15 protein-coding genes are annotated in these 22,637 nt (G+C 57.0%); 9 read left to right on the plus strand and 6 right to left on the minus strand.

Going from position 1 to position 22,637, the window contains the following annotated elements; genetic code table 11:
* Positions 1 to 6: 6 nt before the first annotated feature.
* Positions 7 to 915: a LysR substrate-binding domain-containing protein gene (locus AB5Z09_RS13460; RefSeq protein ID WP_368195486.1), complete on the minus strand. Its 909-nt coding sequence runs from the start codon at positions 913 to 915 to the stop codon at positions 7 to 9.
* A gap of 277 nt (positions 916 to 1,192) precedes the next feature.
* Here AB5Z09_RS13460 and metE point away from each other — a divergent pair, with 277 nt between their 5' ends.
* Both metE and AB5Z09_RS13470 read left to right on the plus strand, forming a co-directional pair.
* Positions 1,193 to 3,457, plus strand: coding sequence for a 5-methyltetrahydropteroyltriglutamate--homocysteine S-methyltransferase (gene metE / locus AB5Z09_RS13465; protein ID WP_201913719.1), 2,265 nt, complete (start codon positions 1,193 to 1,195; stop codon positions 3,455 to 3,457).
* A 176-nt stretch (positions 3,458 to 3,633) separates the two neighbouring features.
* Complete coding sequence (locus tag AB5Z09_RS13470; RefSeq protein WP_368195487.1) at positions 3,634 to 4,383, plus strand: substrate-binding periplasmic protein; 750 nt, start codon at positions 3,634 to 3,636, stop codon at positions 4,381 to 4,383.
* Between the two features lie 36 nt (positions 4,384 to 4,419).
* On the opposite strand, the gene AB5Z09_RS13475 is transcribed toward AB5Z09_RS13470, so the two are convergent.
* Complete coding sequence (locus AB5Z09_RS13475) at positions 4,420 to 5,283, minus strand: LysR substrate-binding domain-containing protein (RefSeq protein ID WP_368195488.1); 864 nt, start codon at positions 5,281 to 5,283, stop codon at positions 4,420 to 4,422.
* A 167-nt stretch (positions 5,284 to 5,450) separates the two neighbouring features.
* On the opposite strand from AB5Z09_RS13475, the gene AB5Z09_RS13480 reads away from it, so the two are divergent.
* From AB5Z09_RS13480 to pflB, 4 genes are all read left to right on the plus strand, one after another.
* The gene (locus AB5Z09_RS13480; RefSeq protein ID WP_368195489.1) at positions 5,451 to 6,884 is read left to right on the plus strand and encodes a glycoside hydrolase family 1 protein; all 1,434 of its coding nucleotides are present in this window, start codon (positions 5,451 to 5,453) and stop codon (positions 6,882 to 6,884) included.
* A 193-nt stretch (positions 6,885 to 7,077) separates the two neighbouring features.
* Positions 7,078 to 8,838, plus strand: a complete 1,761-nt coding sequence (ycaO, locus tag AB5Z09_RS13485; RefSeq protein WP_005352574.1) for a 30S ribosomal protein S12 methylthiotransferase accessory factor YcaO — start codon at positions 7,078 to 7,080, stop codon at positions 8,836 to 8,838.
* A gap of 381 nt (positions 8,839 to 9,219) precedes the next feature.
* Positions 9,220 to 10,068 (plus strand): formate transporter FocA, encoded by an 849-nt coding sequence (gene focA, locus AB5Z09_RS13490; protein ID WP_005333620.1) that lies wholly within the window; start codon positions 9,220 to 9,222, stop codon positions 10,066 to 10,068.
* 46 nt (positions 10,069 to 10,114) lie between these two features.
* Positions 10,115 to 12,397, plus strand: coding sequence for a formate C-acetyltransferase (pflB, locus tag AB5Z09_RS13495; RefSeq protein ID WP_058056933.1), 2,283 nt, complete (start codon positions 10,115 to 10,117; stop codon positions 12,395 to 12,397).
* A gap of 549 nt (positions 12,398 to 12,946) precedes the next feature.
* Here the strand turns inward: pflB and AB5Z09_RS13500 are convergent.
* Positions 12,947 to 13,381, minus strand: coding sequence for a YcgN family cysteine cluster protein (locus AB5Z09_RS13500; RefSeq protein WP_005352569.1), 435 nt, complete (start codon positions 13,379 to 13,381; stop codon positions 12,947 to 12,949).
* A gap of 412 nt (positions 13,382 to 13,793) precedes the next feature.
* Positions 13,794 to 14,279 (minus strand): cell division inhibitor, encoded by a 486-nt coding sequence (locus AB5Z09_RS13505; RefSeq protein ID WP_005333614.1) that lies wholly within the window; start codon positions 14,277 to 14,279, stop codon positions 13,794 to 13,796.
* 230 nt (positions 14,280 to 14,509) lie between these two features.
* On the opposite strand from AB5Z09_RS13505, the gene AB5Z09_RS13510 reads away from it, so the two are divergent.
* Both AB5Z09_RS13510 and AB5Z09_RS13515 read left to right on the plus strand, forming a co-directional pair.
* Positions 14,510 to 14,707, plus strand: a complete 198-nt coding sequence (locus tag AB5Z09_RS13510) for a DUF4250 domain-containing protein (RefSeq protein WP_005333612.1) — start codon at positions 14,510 to 14,512, stop codon at positions 14,705 to 14,707.
* 375 nt (positions 14,708 to 15,082) lie between these two features.
* On the plus strand, positions 15,083 to 17,557 hold the full coding sequence (locus tag AB5Z09_RS13515) for a glycogen/starch/alpha-glucan phosphorylase (RefSeq protein ID WP_005361122.1): 2,475 nt from the start codon (positions 15,083 to 15,085) through the stop codon (positions 17,555 to 17,557).
* A 63-nt stretch (positions 17,558 to 17,620) separates the two neighbouring features.
* Here the strand turns inward: AB5Z09_RS13515 and AB5Z09_RS13520 are convergent, their stop codons facing one another.
* Positions 17,621 to 19,003 carry a DASS family sodium-coupled anion symporter gene (locus AB5Z09_RS13520; protein WP_005333606.1) on the minus strand — a complete coding sequence of 461 codons (1,383 nt, stop codon included), beginning with the start codon at positions 19,001 to 19,003 and terminating at the stop codon, positions 17,621 to 17,623.
* A 161-nt stretch (positions 19,004 to 19,164) separates the two neighbouring features.
* Positions 19,165 to 19,599: a thioredoxin TrxC gene (gene trxC, locus AB5Z09_RS13525; protein WP_047438874.1), complete on the minus strand. Its 435-nt coding sequence runs from the start codon at positions 19,597 to 19,599 to the stop codon at positions 19,165 to 19,167.
* A gap of 187 nt (positions 19,600 to 19,786) precedes the next feature.
* On the opposite strand from trxC, the gene AB5Z09_RS13530 reads away from it, so the two are divergent.
* A complete protein-coding gene (locus AB5Z09_RS13530; protein ID WP_139735108.1) occupies positions 19,787 to 22,591 on the plus strand; it encodes a response regulator in 2,805 nt (934 codons plus the stop codon).
* Positions 22,592 to 22,637: the final 46 nt, after the last annotated feature.

The following is a 22,637-nucleotide window of genomic DNA, read 5'->3' on the forward strand; positions in this document are numbered from 1 at the left end:
GGAGGGTTATCCCTCCATCTTGCGGCGAATGCGCTCGAACAGGCTCTGCAGGCAGGCTTGATCCCGATCGGCGGCCCGCACCGCGCCGTACATATGGCGACGAATACCGCTGCCTAGGGGGCGGGCGCAGAGCATCCCCTGTCTGACAAATTCGTCGCTGGCCCAGCGCGGCAAGGCGGCAACCCCGAGCCCGGCGGCGGCCATCTGCAGCATCACCGAGGTGTTGTCCACCGGCTTGCAGCGGGCGGGCTCCACCCCGGCTGGTTGCAAAAAGCGGCTGAAGATATCCATGCGGCTGCGCTCCACCGGATAGACCAGCAGCACCTCCGGCACCAGATCGCCCGGCTCGATGTGGCTCTGGTGGCAGAGGGGATGATCCGGCGCCATCACCAGAGTCAGATCGAAGGCAAACAGCGGCTCGAAGTGGAGATCGCCGCGGGCCTGCACGTCCGAGGTGAGCAGCAGGTCGAGCTGGCCGCCGAGCAGGGCATTGATGGCATCAAAGCCCGGCACCGACTCCACCTCCAGATCCACCCCAGGCCACTGGCGGCGAAATTCCGGCAACAGCGGCAACAGCCACTGGATGCAGCTGTGGCAATCGAGCGCCAGATGCAGCCTGCCCGCATCGCCGCTCTGCAAGGCCTGCAACTGCTTCTCGGTCTGGGTCAGGGCGGGCAATACCTGACGGGCGAGGGCGAGCAGCTGGCTGCCGGCTGCGGTCAGCACCAGCGGACGGCTTTTGCGCAGGTAGAGCTCCAGATTGAGGCGGGTCTCCAGCTCTTTGAGCTGGTGGGAGAGGGCGGACTGGGTGAGGTTTAGGGTCAGCGCCGCACCGGCCAGTGAGCCCTGCTCGGCCAGCGCGGTCAATGTTTTCAAGTGTTTGATCTCTATCCCTGTATTGCTTGGCACTGCCATAAGATGGCTCCTTGTGAGATTGCGTCTGGCGCTGAGGTTGCGGTCGGCGTTTACCCTGTTGCGCTTCTTGACTGCGGCACCTCTTGCATCTGTAAACATCGGCCTCTGTATCCTCGCGGTGAACCTGACTGGCGGTCAGTTGAGGATTATTTGAGAGCCACTTGAAGAGGATTCAATAGCCAGCGTCACCTTATCTTGTCATTTTGGATGTGTAAACATCTGGATGGCTAAATCATCCAGTTTCCCATCAGATGAATGAGCATAAGGAAATGAACCTATGACACGAGCACACACCCTGGGCTTCCCCCGTATCGGCGCCAAGCGCGAGCTGAAATTTGCCCTCGAATCCTACTGGCGTGGTGAGACCACTCAGGCCGAACTCGTTGCCGTGGGCAAGACGCTGCGTGAGCGCCACTGGCAGGCCCAGCACGGCGCCGGGGTCAATCTGCTGCCGGTGGGCGACTTTGCCTGGTACGATCAGGTGCTCGGTACCAGCCTGCTGGTGGATGCGGTGCCTGCCCGCCACCGCCATGGCGAGACCGATCTCGACACCCTGTTCCGGGTGGCCCGCGGCCGTGCGCCGACCGGCCCGGCGGCGGCCGCCGCCGAGATGACCAAATGGTTCAACACCAACTATCACTATCTGGTGCCGGAGTTCAGCCGTGATCAGCGCTTCAAGCTGGGCTGGAGCCAGCTGTTTGACGAGGTGGAAGAGGCCAAAGCGCTGGGGCTGCCGGTCAAGGCGGTGCTGCTGGGACCGGTCTCTTATCTGTGGCTCGGCAAGGAGAAAGAGAGCGGCTTCTCCCGCCTTGAACTGCTCGATCGCCTGCTCATCGTCTATCAGGAGATCCTGGCCAAGTTGGCCGCCCAGGGAGTGGAGTGGGTACAGATCGATGAGCCGGCGCTGACGCTGGACCTGCCGGACGAGTGGCGGCTGGCCTACCTCAACGCCTACGAGCGCCTTGCGGGCCCTTGCAAGCTGCTGCTCACCACCTATTTCGGTTCGGTGGCCCATCAGCGCGACATTATCACCAGCCTCAAGGTAGATGGCCTGCATCTGGATCTGGTGGCCGCCCCCGAGCAGCTGGAAACCCTGGTGCCGCATCTGCCGGCCCAGTGGGTCATCTCCGCCGGGGTGATCAATGGCCGCAACGTCTGGCGCGCCAATCTGGCCAAGCTGGCGCCGACTCTGAAGGCACTGAAAGCCAAACTCGGCGAGCGGCTCTGGGTGGCCTCATCCTGCTCATTGCTGCACAGCCCGGTGGATTTGACCCTGGAGCAGGAGCTGGATCCCCAGACCCGCAGCTGGTTCGCCTTCGCCTTGCAAAAATGTTTCGAGCTGGGACTGCTCAGAGAGTATCTGGATGGGGGCGAGCTCGACAAAATCACCGCCTACAGCCAGCCCATCGTGGATCGGGAGTCCGACAGCCGGGTGCACAAAAAAGCGGTGCAGTCACGGCTCGCCAGCCTCACCAACAGCGATTTTGATCGCCACAGCCCCTATCCGGTCAGGGCCGAGCTGCAGCGCTCGGATCTCAAGCTGCCGCTGCTGCCCACCACCACCATAGGCTCCTTCCCGCAGACCTCCCAGATCCGGGTATTGCGGCAGGATTGGCGCGCCGGTCGCATCGATGACAGTGCCTACGAGGCGGGCATTAAGGCCGAGATCCGCGATGCCATCGCGCGTCAGGAGGCCATCGGGCTGGACGTGCTGGTTCATGGTGAGGCCGAGCGCAACGACATGGTGGAGTATTTCGGTGAGCTGCTGGATGGCTTTGCCATCACCCGCTTCGGCTGGGTACAGAGCTATGGCTCACGCTGCGTCAAGCCGCCGGTGATCACCCGCGATATTGACCGCCCGACTCCCATGACGCTCGAATGGACCCGATTTGCCCAGAGCCTGACCGACAAGCCGGTGAAGGGGATGCTGACTGGCCCTGTGACCATCCTCTGCTGGTCCTTCCCGCGCGAAGACGTGAGCCGCGAGCAATCGGCCCTGCAAATCGGGCTGGCTATTCGCGACGAGGTGGCAGATCTGGAAGCCGCCGGCATCAAGATCATCCAGATCGACGAACCGGCGATCCGTGAAGGCTTGCCCCTGCGCAAGCAGGATCATCAGGCTTATCTCGACTGGGCGGTGCGCGCCTTCCGTCTGAGCGCGAGCCCGGTGGCGGACAGCACCCAGATCCACACCCACATGTGCTACAGCGATTTCAACCTCATCATCGAGGCGGTGGCGGCGTTGGATGCGGATGTGATCACCATCGAGACCAGCCGCAGCCAGATGCAGCTGCTCGAAGCGTTCGAACGCTTCAACTACCCCAACGAGATTGGCCCGGGCGTCTACGACATCCACTCGCCAAATGTGCCGAGCCAGAGCTGGATTGAGGGGTTGCTGCGCAAAGCCGCCAAGCAGATCCCGGCCGAGCGGCTCTGGGTCAACCCGGATTGCGGCCTCAAGACCCGCGGCTGGGAAGAGACAGAAGCCGCCCTCAAGGTGATGGTTGATGCCACCAAGGCGCTGCGGGCCGAGCTGGCGTAACCGGCAAGCCGTGACAGCCATCGGTAAGGTGGCGTGCTGACAAACGAACAAGAGAGGGGAAGCCACTGCTTCCTCTCTCTTTTTTCGTTGGCCACTTTTTCCACTGGATCCTGAACCTTGCCGCAGCCCGCTTTGCACTAGGCTCAGAGTTGGCAGAAGTGGATGGAGTCGCGGCCATGAGAGTCAGTCTGGGGAGTGCAATCCTGTGGGGATTGCTGATGTGGCAGAGTGTATGGGCGGCGCCAGCGGCCGAGTTGAAGATGGTCTACTTTGACGACTTTGCCCCATATTCGTGGCGTGACGAACAGGGCAGGATGCGCGGGCTGATGATCGACGTGATGGATCGGGTGGTTGTGCAGATGGGGCTGCGGGTGCGCCACGAAGGCTATCCGTGGCAACGGGCGCAAAAACTGGTGCGGATGGCGCAGGCCGATGGTTTTGTCACCATCGCCACTCAGGAGCGGCGCAGCTATACCCTGATTGTGGAAGAGCCGGTCACTACCACTGTGCTAACCATTTTTACCCAGCGCGCCCATCCCCGCATGGCGGAGTTTCAGCGAGCCAGCCGCTTGAGCGACTTCAAATCGCTTACCTTTCTCGACTATTTCGGTAACGGCTGGGGCAAGGAGAACCTGGCGGGCTTCACCGTTCATCACACCATCAATGTCGATAATGTCTTCAAAATGCTGGCGGCGGGGCGGGGGGACCTGATGGTGACCGACCCACTTGTGGCACGCTTCAAACTCAACCAGCTGGGTCTCTCCGGGTTGGTGGTCGAGGTGCCGCTGCAGCTTGACTCTACCCCGTTCAATCTCTGCATCGGCAAGCACTCCCGCTTCAATACCCGGATAACCGAGTTCAACAGTGCCCTGCAACAGCTGCGACAAAGCGGCGAGTTGGCGCGTATCGTCGAACGATATCGTTGATGCGCGGCCGCCATCTGCTGTTTGCCAACGGCGTGTCTATCTTGGCGTCATATCGGCGATGGTTGCCCAGAAGGCATCGATCAAGGGCCCCTTGTTGTGGGGCGGACGGATAAGGCCAATGGTCCAGCAGGCTTCCCCGTCTCTAAGGGGCAGGGTGATCACATCCGGGTGCTCTATGGTGGTGGAGGAGGGGACCAGGGTCCAGGCGATCTCTGCGGCCGCGGTGGCGACGCCCGCTGCAAAGTCGTTGACATACTGGATCCCCTGAAAGCGCAGCCCGCTCTGGGCCAGATAGTTCATCAGGTGATCGTAAAAGGACGGCGCCTTGTCCCGACGCAGGATCGCCAGCGGCTTGTCCACCAGATCCGCCAGCTCCCTCACATCGCGGTAGCTGGCGGGCAGTACGGCGACAAAGTGGGCCTCGACCACCGGCAGGGCGTGCCACCCCTTGGGGGCGGGCAGGCGGCAAAAACCGAGATCCAGCTTGCCTTCACTGAGCGCCAGTAGTTGGTGGTGAGTAGAGAGATCGTTGAGCTCAATGGTCACCTGCGGCCGCTCGGCGCGAAAACGGGCAATGGCGGCGGGCACCAGGATTTTGGTGGCCACGCCAAAGCCGATGCGCAGGGTGCCGACATTGCCCGCCAGCACGTCGCGGGCGGTGCGCGAGAGCTGCTCGCTCTGGATGACTACTGCGCGGGCATCCTCATACAGCGCCCTGCCCAGTCCGGTGAGGCGAGTGGTACTGGCGTTGCGCTCGAACAGTTCACCGCCCAGCTCCTCCTCCAGTCGCCTGATCTGTTTGCTCAGGGCCGACTGGGTAACGTGCTGACGTACCGCCGCCTGGCCGAAGTGCAGTACCTCCCCCAGAGTGACGAAGGCTTTCAGATCCCGTAGCTCCATCAGGGCTCCTTTCATTCTTGTTGGGAATGTTGAGTGGTCAAATTTGTCATTGGACGGAATTTTAGAAGTGATGGATGCTTATGCCAATTCATTTCGGATGCCCCGGCACGGGGGCGCCGAGTTATCAGAGATGGTTGACACCATCAGCGCAGAAGGAGCAACACCAGATGCATCACCACAAGTTCAACGACTTCCCGAGCGATTTTCTGTGGGGCGCCGCCTCCGCCGCCTATCAGGTGGAGGGGGGCTGGAATGCCGATGGCAAGGGGCCTTCGGTGTGGGATCTCTTCACCAAGCTGCCGGGCAAGACCTTTGAGGGGAGCAACGGCGATGTGGCGGTGGATCACTACCACCGCATGGAAGAGGACGTGGCGCTGATGGCCGAGATGGGGCTCAAGGCTTACCGCTTCTCGGTGAGCTGGCCGCGCATCTATCCCACCGGTCGGGGGGAGGTGAACGAGGCGGGTCTGGCCTTCTACGAGAAGCTGATCGACACCCTCTTGGCCCACCAGATTGAGCCGGTGCTGACCCTTTATCACTGGGATCTGCCGCAGGCGCTGCAAGATGAGTACGGCGGTTGGGAAGACCGACGGATCATCGACGACTTCGAGCGCTACTGCGTGACCCTCTATCAGCGCTTTGCCGGCAAGGTGAAGTACTGGGTCTCTCTCAACGAGCAGAACTACAACCTGACTAACGCCTATCAGCTCGGCACCCATCCGCCCGCTGTGCAGGATCGCAAGCGCTTCTTTGCCGCCAACCATATCGCGTTTCTGGCCAACGCCCGGGTGATCAAGGCGTTTCGCCAGCATGTGCCAAACGGCCTCATCGGCCCGAGCTTTGCCTACTCCCCTGCCTATCCGGCGTCGTGCGACCCGAAAGATATGCTGGCCTATGAAAACGCGGAGGAGTTCAACAACCTCTGGTGGCTGGATGCCTACTGCTTTGGCCGCTATCCGCAGGCGGCGCTCGCTTACTTGCGAGAAAACGGCGATGCGCCGGAGATCCTGCCGGGCGATATGGAGTTGCTGCGCGAGGGGACGCCCGACTACATCGGCGTCAACTACTACTACACCCTGACCTACACCGATAACCCCTTGGGCGGTCAGACCCTGCAGCGGATCAACACCACCGGCAAGAAGGGTACTACGCCATCGAGCGGCATCCCCGGCCTCTACAAGACGGCGCCCAATCCGCACCTTGAGACCAGCAACTGGGACTGGGCCATCGACCCGACCGGGATGCGCATCGCGCTGCGTCGCCTCTCTTCCCGCTATGGCCTGCCGCTGATGATCACCGAGAACGGTCTTGGCGAGTTCGACAAGCTGGAGGCGGGCGACAAGGTGAACGATGCGTACCGCATCGATTACCTGCGCAGCCACGTCAAGGCGTGCCAGGAGGCGATGCAGGATGGGGTGGAATTGCTCGGCTACTGCGCCTGGTCGTTCACCGACATCCTGAGCTGGCTCAACGGCTACCAGAAGCGTTACGGCTTCGTCTATGTGGAGCGTGACGAGCAGGGGGGCTCCCTTCGCCGGATCAAGAAAGCGAGCTTCCACTGGTACAGCCAGGTGATTGCGAGCCAGGGCAAGCAGCTCTGACGATGTATCGCGTCGCGTAACCAGCGGGCCCGGGCAATCCCCGGGCCCGCGCTGTTTGTGGCGGGGGAGAGGGGGCAAGCCGGTTTCTCTCTGTGCGACTCACCCCTCTTTGCTGATTTTTGTCCTGCCAAAGCCGCCGACCCCTGCTATTATCTGCGGCCGAACATGAGCCAATAAAAATCAGGATATCGTGATGACTGACCACACTTTTATTCCCGGCAAGGACGCGGCGCTGGAAGACTCCATCGAACGCTTCCAGACCAAGCTGCAAGCCTTGGGCTTTGATATTGAAGAGGCCTCCTGGCTCAACCCCGTGCCGAACGTCTGGTCGGTGCATATTCGCGACAAAGAGTGCGCCCTCTGCTTTACCAACGGCAAGGGGGCCAGCAAGAAGGCGGCCCTCGCGTCTGCCCTTGGCGAATATTTCGAGCGTCTCTCTACCAACTACTTCTTCGCCGACTTCTATCTGGGCGAGCAGGTCGCCAACGGCGATTTCGTTCACTACCCGAACGAGAAGTGGTTCCCCATCGAGGGTGACCAGTTCCCGGCCGGTCTGCTAGACAGCTTCACCCGCAAGTTTTACAACCCGGATGGTGAAGTGACCGCCGACATGCTGGTGGATCTGCAGTCAAACAACGAGGAGCGCGGTATCGTCGCCCTGCCGTTCGAGCGTCAGTCCGATCACGAGACCGTCTACATCCCGATGAACATCATCGGCAACCTCTATGTCTCCAACGGCATGAGCGCTGGCAACACCAAGACCGAAGCGCGCACCCAGGCGCTCTCCGAAGTGTTCGAGCGCCACGTGAAGAACAAGATCATCGCCGAGGCCATCAGCCTGCCGTTGATCCCGGACGAGGTCATTGCCCGTTATCCGGGGATTGCCGCCTCCATCGCGGCGCTCGAAGCGGAAGGCTTCCCCATTTACAGCTTCGATGCCTCTCTGGGTGGCCGTTATCCGGTCATCTGCGTGGTGCTGCTCAACCCGAGCAACGGTACCTGCTTTGCCTCCTTCGGTGCCCACCCGCGCTTCGAAGTGGCCTTCGAGCGTACCGTCACCGAGCTGCTGCAGGGCCGCGGTCTCAAGGATCTCGACGTGTTTGTGCCGCCGTCATTCGACAACGAGCAGGTGGCGGATCACCACAACCTCGAGACCCACTTCATCGACTCCTCGGGCCTTATCAGCTGGGACCTGTTCAAGCAGGATGCGGACTTCGAGTTTGCCGACTGGGATTTTCGTGGCACCTCGCAGGAGGAGTTCGATCACCTGATCGGCATCTTCCACGAGTTGGAGCAGCCGGTCTATATCGCCGACTACGAGCATCTGGGTGTCTACGCCTGCCGCATCCTGGTGCCGGGCATGTCCGACATCTATCCGGCCGAAGATCTGCTGCTGGCCAACAACAATATGGGCGCCAACCTGCGCGAAGTGATCCTGGCACTGCCATCACTGGATTGGGATGCCGAGCAGTACATGGCGTTGTTTGATCAACTGGATGAAGAGGGGCACGACGAGCGTACCCGTGTACGCGAGCTGCTGGGCATCGCCGCTGCCAAGGGTACCGCGCTGCACACCCTGCGCGTTGGCGAGCTGAAAGCCATGCTGGCGCTGGCCGCCGGTGAGCTGGAGACTGCTCTCGATCTCATCGATTGGACCATGGAGTTCAACCAGTCAGTGTTCACTGCCGAGCGTGCCAGTTACTACCGCGCCCTGCGTGCCTGCGTCGAGTTGTTCCTCGACGAGGAGCGGGATCCGGAACAGTATCGCGCCGTCTTCACTCGCATGTATGGCGAAGAGACGCTGGCACAGGCATGGGCTAACGCCACTGGCGAAGCACGCTTCCACGGGCTGGAGGCGGCCGACCTGTCGCTCTCCCAGTTCCCGCTGCACCAGAAGCTGCTGGCGGCTTACGAGAAGCTGCAGAAGGCCAAGCGAGCCCATCACTGGGCGTGATCGTTGCTGTAAAGGAAGGGGCCGAGTGGCCCCTTCTGTTTATCGTGCGGCAAGGCACGGGATTGTTATTCAAAGATGAAATAAAAAACAAAAAATACCCCTAAGGGGGTTGATGACAGGGCAGGGGATGTGCTGGCGATCTGCAAAGATATCTTGCCAATACCACATTTCCATGATCGAAAATAAATTCTTTAAAATCATTGCATTAAAAATGTGATATTTCTGTTTCAGCTGATACCTGGTGTAAAGTGGCGTAGCCATCGCACTAAAATATTTGTAGTAAAATTACATTCGCACTCTGATAAACTTGATCAATGTCAATTTTGGCTATTTGGCCCTTTGTTATGATTTCAACAGGCAAAACATTCAGGTAGAAAATAATTGAAAGCTGAATCTCCATTCGATTGTCTCAAGCCCGAAGCCATCGCTGCACTGGCTGAAGACATCACCTATGCCAAGGCTACCAAGCCAGCATACAAGGTCATTCCACTGGCCATTACTGCAGGCGCTTTCATCGCCATCGCATTTATCTTCTACATCACAGTGACGACCGGAACCGGCTCCATGCCTTGGGGTATGGCCAAGTTGGTGGGCGGTCTCTGCTTCTCTCTCGGACTTATTCTCTGTGTGCTGCTCGGTGCCGAGTTGTTCACCTCCACCACCCTGACGCTGGTGGCCAAGGCTGCCAATCGCATCAGCTGGGCTCAGCTGCTCAAGAACTGGGGTCTGGTCTACTTCGGCAACCTGATTGGCGGTCTGCTGATGGTGGCGCTGATCATCGTTTCTGCCGAGTACACGGCCGCAGACGGTCAGTGGGGTCTCAATGCCCTCAAAGTGGCCCAACACAAAATTCACCACACCTTCTTTGAAGCGGTGGCGCTGGGTATCCTCTGTAACCTGATGGTATGTCTTGCTGCCTGGATGGCTTTTGGAGCCCGCAGCGCGACTGACAAGGTAGTGGTTATGCTGCTGCCGGTTGCTATGTTCGTTGCCTCAGGTTTCGAGCACAGCATCGCAAACATGTTTATGATTCCGGTTGGTATCGCTATCCACAGCGTGGCTAGTCCGGAATTTTGGCAGGCCATCGGCCAGGATCCGGCAACCTTTGCTGACCTGACCGTATCCAACTTCGTCCTACACAACCTCATCCCCGTGACCATCGGCAATATCATCGGTGGTGGCGTGATGGTTGGTCTGACTTACTGGTTTATCTTCCGTCGTCATCATTAAGGATGATTGCGGGATACTACATCAATACCGTGTGAGGTAATGAAAAATGGCAGAACTTAACGAACAGTTCCAAAAAGCATGGGAAGGCTTCGCGGCCGGTGAATGGCAGACCTCTGTCAACACCCGTGACTTCATCCAGAAGAACTACACCCCGTATGAAGGTGACGAGTCCTTCCTGGCTGGCGCGACCGAAGCGACCACCAAGCTGTGGGACAAGGTCATGGAAGGGATCAAAATCGAGAACCGCACTCATGCGCCGGTTGATTTTGATACTGACCTGCCCTCCACCATTACCGCACACGATGCCGGTTATATCGATCAGAGCCTGGAGCAGATCGTTGGTCTGCAGACTGACAAGCCGCTGAAGCGCGCCATCATCGCCAACGGCGGTATCAAGATGGTTAAAACTTCTTGCGAAGTGTACGGTCGTCAACTGGACCCTATGGTCGAGAAGATCTTCACCGAGTACCGCAAGACTCACAACCAGGGCGTGTTTGACGTTTACACCAAAGACATCCTGAACTGCCGTAAGTCTGGTGTTATCACCGGTCTGCCGGATGCCTACGGCCGTGGCCGTATCATCGGTGACTACCGTCGTGTTGCTCTGTACGGTGTTGACTTCCTGATGGCCGACAAACTGGCCCAGTTCAAGTCCCTGCAAGCTGACCTGGAAAACGGCGTCAACCTGGAAGCCACCATCCGTCTGCGCGAAGAGATCTCCGAGCAGCACCGTGCCCTGGCACAGATGAAGGTGATGGCTGCCAAGTACGGTTGCGATATCTCCGTACCGGCCAAGAACGCCAAAGAAGCCGTACAGTGGACCTACTTCGCCTACCTGGCGGCAGTCAAGTCCCAGAACGGTGCAGCCATGTCCTTCGGTCGTACCTCCAGCTTCCTGGATATCTACATCGAGCGTGACCTGCAGAAAGGCCTGATCACCGAGCAAGAAGCACAGGAGCTGATGGACCACATGGTCATGAAGCTGCGTATGGTTCGCTTCCTGCGTACTCCGGAATACGATTCACTGTTCTCCGGCGACCCGATGTGGGCGACCGAGACCCTGGCTGGTATGGGCGTTGATGGCCGTACCTTGGTCACCAAGAACAGCTTCCGTATGCTGAACACCCTGTATACCATGGGCCCGTCCCCTGAGCCGAACCTGACCATCCTGTGGTCCGAGAAGCTGCCGGTCGGTTTCAAGAAGTACTGTGCCAAGGTATCCATCGAGACCTCTTCCGTTCAGTACGAGAACGACGATCTGATGCGTCCGGATTTCAACAACGATGACTACGCCATCGCTTGCTGTGTATCCCCGATGATCGTTGGTAAGCAGATGCAGTTCTTCGGTGCTCGTGCCAACCTGGCCAAGACCATGCTGTATGCAATCAACGGTGGTATGGACGAGAAGCTCAAGATCCAGGTCGGTCCGAAAACCGAGATGGTCAAGTCCGAGTACCTCGACTACAACGACGTAATGGATCGTCTGGACCACTTCATGGATTGGCTGGCCAAGCAATACGTTGCTGCGCTGAACATCATCCACTACATGCACGACAAGTACAGCTACGAAGCCTCTCTGATGGCGCTGCACGACCGTGACGTATATCGCACCATGGCGTGTGGTATCGCTGGTCTGTCCGTAGCCGCTGACTCCCTGTCTGCCATCAAGTACGCCAAGGTCAAGCCGATTCGTGACGAAGATGGCGTTGCCATCGACTTCGAAATCGACGGTGAATACCCGCAGTTCGGTAACAACGACGCTCGCGTCGATGATATCGCCTGTGACCTGGTTGAGCGCTTCATGAAGAAGATTCAGAAGCTGAACACCTACCGTGGTGCTGTTGCTACCCAGTCTGTTCTGACCATTACCTCCAACGTGGTATATGGCAAGAAGACCGGTAACACCCCGGATGGCCGTCGTGCCGGTGCTCCGTTCGGCCCGGGTGCAAACCCGATGCACGGTCGTGACCAGAAAGGTGCTGTTGCTTCCCTGACTTCCGTAGCCAAGCTGCCGTTCGCTTACGCTAAAGATGGTATCTCCTATACCTTCTCCATCGTTCCGAACGCACTGGGTAAAGATATGGAAGCCCAGAAAGCCAACCTGGCTGGCCTGATGGACGGTTACTTCCACCACGAATCCAACGTAGAGGGTGGTCAGCACCTGAACGTTAACGTGATGAACCGTGAAATGCTGCTGGACGCCATGGAAAACCCGGAGAAATATCCGCAGTTGACCATCCGCGTATCCGGTTATGCCGTTCGCTTCAACTCTTTGACCAAAGAGCAACAGCAAGACGTCATCACCCGTACCTTCACTGCTTCTCTGTAATCGAGATATAGTGAGCAAAAACCGGCGCCAAGGCGCCGGTTTTTTTATGCGTGCGATTCAGGGGGAGTAATCATCCCCTGTGAATCGCCTCCAGTTCCATCGCAACCACAACAGTTGTTACTGGGTATTCGAAGAGGATTAAGGGGAGGGGCTCACCAGGATTGACCTAGGCCCCGTCTGTAATGCGATTATGCTTTATTAGCGCTCTAAGGGGATAGGCGGTTGCTTTGCCTGCCATTTCATCAGTGTTGCTATGGCTCGTGGAACAGCTGATCAGGTTTAAGGGGTGAACAGAGGCGCCATCGCGGGTATCAAGCAATACCCATAAGCCTGTGACTATGGAATCATTCTCTGCCTCTGCCTCTGCCTCTGCCTCTGCCTCTGCCTCTGCCTCTGCCTCTGCCTCTGCCTCTGTCTCTCTCAATGCGCAGCTGGGAGGGTGTCTGGTAGCCAGCCAGATATGTGTGAAGCTACAAACCCTGCTTGCAGAAACAACAAGGGCTGCACATTGTGCAGCCCTTGTCTCTGGAAAATAGCGGGTTGAGCGCGTTAGCTGGCCCAGGTGATGATGTGATCGATCCATTCACCCGCCTGATCCTCGTGAATGACCTTGCCACGGACGGATTGACCAGCCTGATGCATCGCGGAACGACTGCCGGTCAGCAGAGGATGCCACTCTGGAAGAGCGTCACCTTCAGACAGCAGGCGATATGCGCAAGTTGAGGGGAGCCAGTCATATTCGGCGATCTTGTCATGGGTGATCTGCAGACAGTCAGGCTCTTTTTTGAAACGATTGGCGTAATCAGAGCACTGACAGGTCTTGGTGTTAAGCAAATTGCAGGCGACATTGGTGAAAACCAGTTCGTCGGTATCTTCATCGATCAGCTTGTTGAGGCAGCATTTTCCGCAACCATCGCAGAGGGATTCCCATTCGGATTCAGTCATCTGCTGCAGACTCTTGGTCTGCCAAAAGGGGGCTTGCATCATACCGCTCACTTATTACACCTGATAAAACGCGTGGTTATACCCCTTGTTACCCGGTATTTCAAGGAGAGGGTCACTCCGGTGGACAAATTGTCGTGATCAGCTCAAATGAATGCAATGACTTTCAGCCTCATCATATTGCTCAAACGGGTTCGCTGGTGGGCAGGAAGTCCCGCAGGTTTGAATACTTGGGCTGCATGATTGTCCAGTTCAGATTTTATTTTCTGCTTCTTTATCCGTTGCATCTTTTGATGTTTGTCTGCTTGCAGCAAGCAGGGTTAAATGATCTCCGATGCCTACCGTCAGGCTGTTGCAAGCTTGTCTTTCAAATAAAGCCGCTGGTCACATATTGTTTGCGCCCTTCTGTCACTGCGACCCGCGGGAGAGCCTGCGTAGGCGTTCGTTTTTTGTCTTAATGATTGAGATAGATATCTTGCTCTGCATAGGCCAGCAGAGGTGTGCCGAGGTTAGTCCGTTTCGCGCCAAAGAAGCGGGTGAGTACGCCAGATTGCTGTCCCAGTCGCTGCAGCTTGACGTGATCCAGCTCGATCTGCTCGGGTAGCCAGGTAAATACGGCGGCGCAGTGACCATTGCCCAGACTGCGCTCCAGGGTTTGCTGCCAGTTCTTGATTTTGGGGCTATGTACCACCAGCACTCTCTTGGGATCGATACCTCGCTCTTCCAGACGGCTGACTGTGGGGCGTCCCGGCGGGGCGATCAACAAGATCCAGCCGGTATGAGCCTCCCCAAGCTTTGTCAGCTCGCTCAGAAACTGATCATCAGACTGGATAGTCACACCATAATGAGCCAACTCCGCTTTGCAGGCGGTTCTGGTTGGCCAGGGCTTGCTCATGACACGATTCATCGCAAAGGGCAGTGAGTGCAGGGGCTGGTTCATATATGGGGTTCCTGTATGAATATCCAAGCTGTATGCGCATACAGTAGTTCTATCCTGTGGCAGTGACAAGGTGTTTTTGCTGAAAAATGTGATGGTGTTGGCATGTGTCGTTAGTAAGGTTATGTTTTTAAACACTATTTAATATAAAGCTGGTTGGGTGTTTTTCGTACTATGGACAAACCTTGCGTAACCGCCCATGGTTATACAGGTCATTTACAGGAGGTGCCGCCATGGATATCAGTACCTTGCAACGTCTTGATGCCAACATCTTGCTGGGCATCATCAATGAGAAGCTAAGGCTTGAGTGTGACGGGTTGGAGGAGTTGCTGGCCTATTACGATATGAGTGAAGAGCAGTTGGCAGGACGTCTGGATCAGATTGGGTACCATTACGATCCATTGAGTAATCAGTTCAAGGCACATCTTTAAGGGTGCAATGATTGCTTCATATTTATACGGTAATTTTTCAGGCACATTGAAACCGGTTTCAATGTGCCGTCTTGCTGCCTATTTTCAGGGATTTTCAAGGCTTGGCAATCTCTGAAAACCTATTCATGCCAGAATATTTTTATTGTTTCATTAAGCTTATGATAATAAAGGGAATGTTTGTTTTTGTGCGATCAATTAAAGGAAAGGGTTTTCAAGCTTTTTAGGCTGTTTTTATCGGTTAAAGTGTGACTTGCGTTAACTTTTAATTCTGCCGCTTTAGTTAGTATTCTCACGCCGGTACATATTTTGAGATAACAACAGCGCCGGTCCCGCAAGCGGGATAACAATTTTATTTGTAACGAAGGAATATGGTTTATGGCTACCAAGAAGAAGACAGACCAGGATCTCCAACTGGATAAAGATCAGCTCAAGGCGAGTATCGTGCGTCACCTGCGTTCTACCTTGGGAACAAGCGAACAGAAAGCCTCTCCCGAAGCGTGGTGGAAAGCCACTGCGGCGGCTGTCAATGAACAGGTGTACGAGCGCCTGACCCGCACTCAGCAGACTCATTTCAAGAAAGATACTCGTGCGATTCACTATCTCTCTGCTGAATTCCTGATGGGACGATTGACATCCAACAACCTGCACAACCTCTCCCTCTACAAGACTTGCGAAGAGGCGCTGGGCGAACTCGGTCTGGAACTGACCGACCTGTGCGAACAAGAGCCGGACATGGCACTTGGCAACGGCGGCCTGGGTCGTCTGGCTGCCTGCTTTATCGACTCGCTGGCCACTCTGAACTATCCGGCGGTTGGTTACGGTATCCACTATGAACACGGTCTGTTCCGTCAGGAAATCCAGGATGGCCGCCAGATCGAGCGTCCGGACTCCTGGCGTGAATATGGCAACCCCTGGGAGATCTGCCGTCCCGAGTCGGTGCAAGAAGTGCCGCTCTATGGCTACGTCGAGACCGTGTTTGGTGACAATGGCGGCCTGAAAAAGGTATGGCACGCCGGTCGCAAGATTAAAGGGGTGCCTTGGGATATTCCGGTGGTCGGTTTTGGCGGTCACACCGTCAACATCCTGCGTTTGTGGGAATCCCGCGCCTCCGAGTTTTTCGACTGGGACGTGTTCAACGCCGGTGGTTACATCGACTCCCAGGCTGAGAAAGCCCAGGCCGAGACCATCTCCAAGGTGCTGTATCCGAACGATGAGACCGATGCAGGTAAAGAGCTGCGTCTGATCCAGCAGTACTTCTTCTGTGCTTGCTCCATCAAGGACATCATGCGCCGCTACAAGCGGGTCCATGGCAGTGACTTCAGTAACTTTGCCGCGCAAATTGCCATTCAGCTCAACGATACTCACCCGACTGTCGCCATCCCGGAACTGATGCGGGTGCTGGTTGACGAGGAAGATCTGAACTGGGATGCCGCTTGGGCTATCTGCTATCAGGTCTTCTCTTATACCAACCACACTCTGCTGCCGGAAGCGCTGGAGAAGTGGTCGGTCAGCCTGTTCGAGAAAGTACTGCCTCGCCATCTAGAGGTGATTTACGAGATCAACGCCCGCTTCCTGAACGAGTTGGTGGAGCCCAAGTGGCCGGGCAACGATGCTATCAAGGCCAAGCTCTCCATCATCGAAGAGGGAGATGTGCGCAAGGTTCGCATGGGCAACCTGTGCGTGATCGGTTCGTCCAAAGTGAACGGTGTGGCCGAGATCCACTCCAAGCTGGTGAAGGAAGATCTCTTCCCCGAGTATGCCGAGCTGTGGCCGGAAAAAATGTGCAACGTGACCAACGGGGTGACCCCGCGTCGCTGGCTGCTGGCGTGCAACCCGGAACTGGCTGGCCTCTACAACGAAGTAGTGGGCAAGGAGTGGCCGCTGCAACTGGACAAACTGCGTGGCGTGGTGAAATTTGCCGACGACAAGGCGTTCCAGCAGCAGTTCATGACCATCAAGCGTCACAACAAAGAGAAGCTGGTCAAGGTCATCAAAGACGAAACCGGTATCGATGTCAGTGCCGAGGCGATCTTTGACGTTCAGATCAAGCGTCTGCACGAGTACAAGCGCCAGCAGCTGAACCTCATTCACATCATGGCACTCTATCGTCGTCTGCTGGCCAACCCGGACTATGACATGCACCCACGCGTGTTTATCTTCGGCTCCAAAGCGGCGCCCGGTTACAAGCTGGCCAAAGACATCATCTATGCCATCAACAAGCTGGCGGATCGGGTCAATAACGATGCTCGTATCCAGGGCAAGCTGAAAGTGGTGTTCATGCCGAACTATCGCGTGAGTCTGGCCGAGAAGCTGATCCCGGCAGCAGATGTCTCCGAGCAGATCTCCACTGCAGGTTATGAAGCATCCGGTACCGGCAACATGAAGATGGCACTCAACGGTGCAATCACCATCGGGACGCTGGATGGAGCCAACATCGAGATCGCTGAAGAGGCGGGTGCCGAAAACTGTGCCATCTTCGGTCTGAACGTGGACGAGGTGAAGTCGCTGAAGGCGCGCGGTTACAACCCGTACGACTTCTACTATGCCAACTCCGAGCTCAAAGCCGTGCTGGACTGGTTTGATACCGACTACTTCACGCCGGGTCGTCCGGGTGAGCTGGCCTCCATCAAGCGCTCCTTGCTGGAAGGGGGAGACCCTTACCTGACCCTGGCGGACTTCCAGTCCTACTCGGATGCACACAAGCTGATCGATACCTGGTATCGGGATCCTGCGCTGTGGGCGAAGAAGGCCATCATCAACTCGGCCACCATGGGCAAGTTCAACTCCGACCGCTCTATTCAGGACTACGTGGATCGGATCTGGGATCTGAAGGCCTGCAACATTGGCTAATCGGATTCATAAATGAGAAAACCCCCGCAATGCGGGGGTTTTTGTTTATTGGGGGGAGCTGGATCAGAGGATATCGCCAACGAAGTAGGCCAGCAGAGCGAGCAGCACGGTAAAGACCACGTTCAGAGCCATACCGGCTTTCATCATCTCCCTCTGGCGGATGTGGCCACTGGCAAAGACGATGGCATTGGGCGGCGTGGCGACCGGCAGCATAAAGGCACAGGAGGCACCGATAGCGATCAACACCGACATCACCACAGGTGATACACCCAGCGCCTCGGCGACACCGGCAAACAGGGGAACCAACAGTGCGGCGGTGGCGGTGTTGGAGACCAGCTCGGTCAGGAACACCACGAAGGCGGCCAGCATAAGCAACACAACAAAAATGTTGGCGTTGGAGAGCACGGCCGACAGATGGCTGGCCAGGAATGCGCTGGTACCAGTGGCCTTGAGAATGGCGCTCAGGGTCAGACCGCCGCCAAACAGCATCAGCACGCCCCAGTCGGTGTTCTGGTTGACGTCATCCCAGCTGGCGACACGGCTGACCACGATGGCCACGATGGCGCCCATGGCAATCAGGGTGTCGAGTTGCGGAATACCGCCAAAGGCGTTGGAGATGGGTTGTGAGCCGATCCAGAGCACAACGGTGGTCAGGAAGATTGCCAGCGTCACTTTACGCTCGCGGGTCCAGTTGATGGTGACATCCTGGATCTCGACGCGGTGGCTGAGACGCGGGCGAGTTACCAGATAGAGCAGGGCAATACCGCAGGGCATCAGGATCAGCACGACTGGAACACCGAATTTCATCCAGTCAGTGAAGCCAATCCCCATCTGGGCGGCTGCGATGGCGTTGGGTGGGCTACCCACCAGGGTACCGATGCCGCCGATACTGGCGCTGTAGGCGATCCCCAGCAATACGAAGACGAAGGTGGCGCGCTCTTTTTTGCTATCGAGGCGTGCCAGCATACCGATCGCCAGTGGCAGCATCATGGCGGTGGTAGCGGTGTTGCTGATCCACATCGACATGGCGGCTGTGATGGTAAAGAGCAGGATGACGCCCCAACCTAGATGACCATTGGCCAGGTGCATCACCTTGCCTGCCATCAGGGTATCCAGTCCCTGTTTGGAGAGGGCTGCCGCGAGGGCGAAACCGCCAAAAAAGAGGAACAGGATCGGGTTGGCAAAATCGGTGAGGGATTTGCTCATGTCAAACACCCCGAGCACGGTAGCCAGCAGGGGTACCAGCAGCGCGGTGATGGTGACGTGCAGTGCTTCGGTCAGCCAGAGGATGGCGATAAAGACCAGAATGCCCAGCCCCTTGTTGACCATGGGGTCAAACGGGAGCCAGGCGAGCATGGCACAAAGTAGCAAAACATCCAGGATGACGATCCCTGATTTGATGTCCAGCCAGCGAGATGGAGCAGAGGGTACAGCTGATGTGTGCATAATGTTCTCTCGGTTAATTTATGGTTGTTTTTGTGTTGCCGAGATTACATCCATTCACTTGTTTGAAACAGACTCACATGTTGAAAATCAGCCTCTACTCACATACTCATTGATAAAAATGAGGAAATGAACACATAAATAAAACATGTGCGAAATATAAATCAAACATCCATGAACTGTTCCAGCCATTGCTTGAACATGCTCTTTGGCAAGGAGCCATTTATCTGGTTCACCAGTTTGCCCTGTTTGAAGACCATCAGGGTGGGGATACTGCGAATGGCGTAACGGGCGGCAATGGTGCTCTGTTGCTCGGTATCGACTTTGACAAAGCGCATCCGTGGTTCGAGTTCATGGGCAACCTCATGAAATACCGGAGCAAACTGCTGGCAGGGGCCGCACCAGCTGGCCCAGAAATCGACCACGACCGGGATATCTGAGTTGATCAAGGTATCGAAGTTATCCGCCTTCCCGAGGCAAGGGGTCTGGCTGAACAGGAGGGCTTTGCAGCGCCCGCATTTGGCAGATGTATCAATATGGGTAACGGGCAGGCGGTTCCTGGTAAAGCAGTGGCTACAATAAGTAGTGATAAATGACATAATTGGTTCCTTCTAAATCAGCTCTGGCCGGGGATATGATGAGAAGCCAGAATGAAGCAATCGCGAAACAATAGCGAAATATCAGAGCAATAACGGTAACACAGTGCCCAGCGGGAGTGGATAATTCCCCCTGGGTTCATTGCCTGACCGGATAATTCAGCGACCACCAGATGAGAGTCGAGACGGGATGAATAAAGGATCACGGAAAAACCGTGCTGTGCCAGGGCTGATCGTTGCCCTGCTGCTCGCCTTTTCGGGCTACTGCTGGCAGTCGCTCAGTCAGCAGCAACAGGCCCACGACCTGAATGACGCGGCCGAGGTGGTGCTGAACCGGATCAACGCCGATACCGTCTATCTGCTTGGGCGGGAGCAGGCCAATGACAGCAATGTCCAGCAGCGCCTGAACCAGTTATCCATCACCCTTGACGGTTTTGTACGGGAAGTCAGAAGCGATCCCGAGCTGGTGCAAGACGACCTTTCCCAGGCTCTGCTTGATGACATGGACAACTATCTGATGGCGCTGGCCAGGCTTCATGCCATTGAGATGGCTATCGAGTACCTCAATGCGCCCCTGCAGGCCCAGATTAAAAAGGTGCGGGGGATAAGCCCGTCAGACAGTGCTCTCCATCGCGACCTGGAGGAGTTGGCGCAACTGAGCAACTATCTGCAGCGCAGTTGGGACAAACGTGAACAGACTACGCTGGACCAGCTGCAACAGCAGTTGCAATCCCGTTATGGCAACTTGCCGGAGATCGCCACCCTGATCCGCCTGAGCAAGGAGATGAGCCAGCAGGTGATTGCTTATCACACCTTGCGTTACCAGCTCATCGACATGCATGTGATCGAGAGTCTGGTGCGCTGGAAACTCGACAAGCTGGAGCGCGCCTCCTCTTTGATGAACCGCTTCTATCTGATGGTGCTGTGCGGGGCTTTGATCTGCTTTGCGCTGGTGGCCTTCACCCTGTGGCGCCGCAACCAGAAGCTGAGCGAGTTGTCGCGCCAGACCGGCTTGCTGGCCCAGGCCAAAAGCGATTTTCTGGCCAACATGAGCCATGAGATCCGCACCCCCATGAATGCCATCATAGGTTTTAGCTCGCTGGCACTGCAGACCGAACTGGATCAGCAACAGCGGGACTATCTGGGCAAGATCAAATCCTCATCCGATACCCTGCTGCTGCTGATCAACGACATCCTTGATTTGACCAAGGTGGAGTCAGGCAAGCTGACGTTGGAGGAGATCGACTTCGATCTCAGCGAGCAGCTCGATTCGCTGGCGGGCATGTTTGCCGATCTGGCGGAGCGCAAGCACGTGGAGGTGGTTATTCGCAAGTCACCGGAAGTGCCGGTCTTCTTGCGTGGGGATCCCTTGCGATTGGGACAAGTGCTGGTCAATCTGGTGAACAACGCCATCAAGTTTACCGAACGCGGTGAAGTCGAAGTCTGCATCGAGCTGGCCAATCCTCACCCAATGCGGATCCGCTTCAGTGTGCGCGATACCGGCATCGGCATTGCCGAAGAGAAGCAGACCCAACTGTTTCAGGCGTTTACCCAGCTGGAGGCGGGCAATACCCGCAAATATGGCGGCTCGGGTCTTGGGCTCAATATCTCCCAGCGGCTAGTGGAGCTGATGGGGGGGCGGATCACCGTAGAGAGCAAGCCTGGCGTCGGCTCTCTGTTCAAGTTCGATATCCCGATGGCGCAGGCGGTCTACGGCGTGGCTGGACGGAAAGTCTTCTTCGAAAACCAGCCGCTGGTGATGGTGATGGATGACAACGAACTGGTGCTGGATTTGGCCCGGGACATTCTGACTCGCGCGGGAGTGCGGGTGCTGCCGGTCAACTCCCTTTCTCGCGCCCGTCAGCTGCTCCGTGAAGAGGGACCGAATCTGCGGTTGGCGATCCTCGACTGGCGCATGGGTCAGGAGGATGGGCTCGATCTGGCGCTGGAGATGTATCAGCACAGCCAGTGGCGGCGGATCCCCATCCTGATGATCAGCGCCTGGGCCAGAGAGGGGCTGCACGCCAGGATGGACAGCATGGGGCTGACCCATTTTCTGCCCAAACCGATGACCGAAAATGCCCTGCTGGCCAAGGTGGACGAACTGCTCAACGGCAGCTCTTACGAGCTCAACCTGCGCAAGGCCGAGGCACAGGGGGATCAGCAACACTTCAAATCCCTGTTGCAGGGTACCCGAGTGCTGTTGGCGGAAGACAACCGGGTCAATCAGCAGCTCATCATCGAGTATCTGCGGCGCGTCGATGCGGTAGTGTGTGTGGTCAGCAATGGTCGGGAGGCGGTGGAGCGGGTCGCCGAGCAGCCTTTTGACGTGATCCTGATGGATTTGCAGATGCCAGTGCTGGACGGACTCGATGCCACCCGCCAGATCCGCAAGATGGTCGACAAACACGATGTGCCCATCATTGCCCTCACCGCCAGCGCCATGCCCGGTGACAAGGAGCGTTGCCTGGGGGTGGGGATGAATGGCTATGTCACCAAGCCGGTGAGCAAGCTGGATCTCTACAACAACCTGCTGCAGTGGGTAAAGCCGCAAGGGGTGGAGCAGGCGGGGATCATGGAGGTGAAACCGCCGGATATGATCGGGATCCTCGATCTGCAGGATGCACTCAAGCGGCTGGAGCAGGACAAGGAGGCGTTGCAGATCCTGTTCAAGCTGTTCATGTCGGAGCACAAGGACGATCTGTGGGAGATCCGCTCCGCTCTGCGCCGTCAGCAACCCGAGGTGGCCAGCAAGCTGCTGCACACCCTCAAGGGGGTGTCGGCCAATATCTCGGCGGCCCGTCTGCAATTGGTGGCTGGCGAGCTGGAGTGGCGCCTGCGGCAAAACGAGGTGCTAAGCGAGACGGATCTGGAGCAGTTGCAACAGGTCTTTAGCCAGACCCGGGAAGAGGTGTCACACTTCCTGTTGACCGGTGAGCAGCATGAAAATTCGTATAATCCCTATTCATCAGGGGATGATCGCATGTCACAGTGAATTAAATAGTAATTATTCTCAACCATCCCGGTTCGGGATATGATGA

The sequence above is a fragment of the Aeromonas sp. R2-2 genome (genome assembly GCF_040908355.1).
In the GTDB taxonomy this organism is placed as follows: Bacteria; Pseudomonadota; Gammaproteobacteria; order Enterobacterales; family Aeromonadaceae; genus Aeromonas; species Aeromonas veronii.

Bases quoted from the DNA above. Each gene is read 5' to 3' on its own strand.
- AB5Z09_RS13460 (WP_368195486.1), bottom strand. From the start codon at position 915: ATGGCAGTGCCAAGCAATACAGGGATAGAGATCAAACACTTGAAAACA.
- metE (WP_201913719.1), top strand. From the start codon at position 1,193: ATGACACGAGCACACACCCTGGGCTTCCCCCGTATCGGCGCCAAGCGC.
- AB5Z09_RS13470 (WP_368195487.1), top strand. From the start codon at position 3,634: ATGAGAGTCAGTCTGGGGAGTGCAATCCTGTGGGGATTGCTGATGTGG.
- AB5Z09_RS13475 (WP_368195488.1), bottom strand. From the start codon at position 5,283: ATGGAGCTACGGGATCTGAAAGCCTTCGTCACTCTGGGGGAGGTACTG.
- AB5Z09_RS13480 (WP_368195489.1), top strand. From the start codon at position 5,451: ATGCATCACCACAAGTTCAACGACTTCCCGAGCGATTTTCTGTGGGGC.
- ycaO (WP_005352574.1), top strand. From the start codon at position 7,078: ATGACTGACCACACTTTTATTCCCGGCAAGGACGCGGCGCTGGAAGAC.
- pflB (WP_058056933.1), top strand. From the start codon at position 10,115: ATGGCAGAACTTAACGAACAGTTCCAAAAAGCATGGGAAGGCTTCGCG.
- AB5Z09_RS13500 (WP_005352569.1), bottom strand. From the start codon at position 13,381: ATGCAAGCCCCCTTTTGGCAGACCAAGAGTCTGCAGCAGATGACTGAA.
- AB5Z09_RS13505 (WP_005333614.1), bottom strand. From the start codon at position 14,279: ATGAACCAGCCCCTGCACTCACTGCCCTTTGCGATGAATCGTGTCATG.
- AB5Z09_RS13510 (WP_005333612.1), top strand. From the start codon at position 14,510: ATGGATATCAGTACCTTGCAACGTCTTGATGCCAACATCTTGCTGGGC.
- AB5Z09_RS13515 (WP_005361122.1), top strand. From the start codon at position 15,083: ATGGCTACCAAGAAGAAGACAGACCAGGATCTCCAACTGGATAAAGAT.
- AB5Z09_RS13520 (WP_005333606.1), bottom strand. From the start codon at position 19,003: ATGCACACATCAGCTGTACCCTCTGCTCCATCTCGCTGGCTGGACATC.
- trxC (WP_047438874.1), bottom strand. From the start codon at position 19,599: ATGTCATTTATCACTACTTATTGTAGCCACTGCTTTACCAGGAACCGC.
- AB5Z09_RS13530 (WP_139735108.1), top strand. From the start codon at position 19,787: ATGAATAAAGGATCACGGAAAAACCGTGCTGTGCCAGGGCTGATCGTT.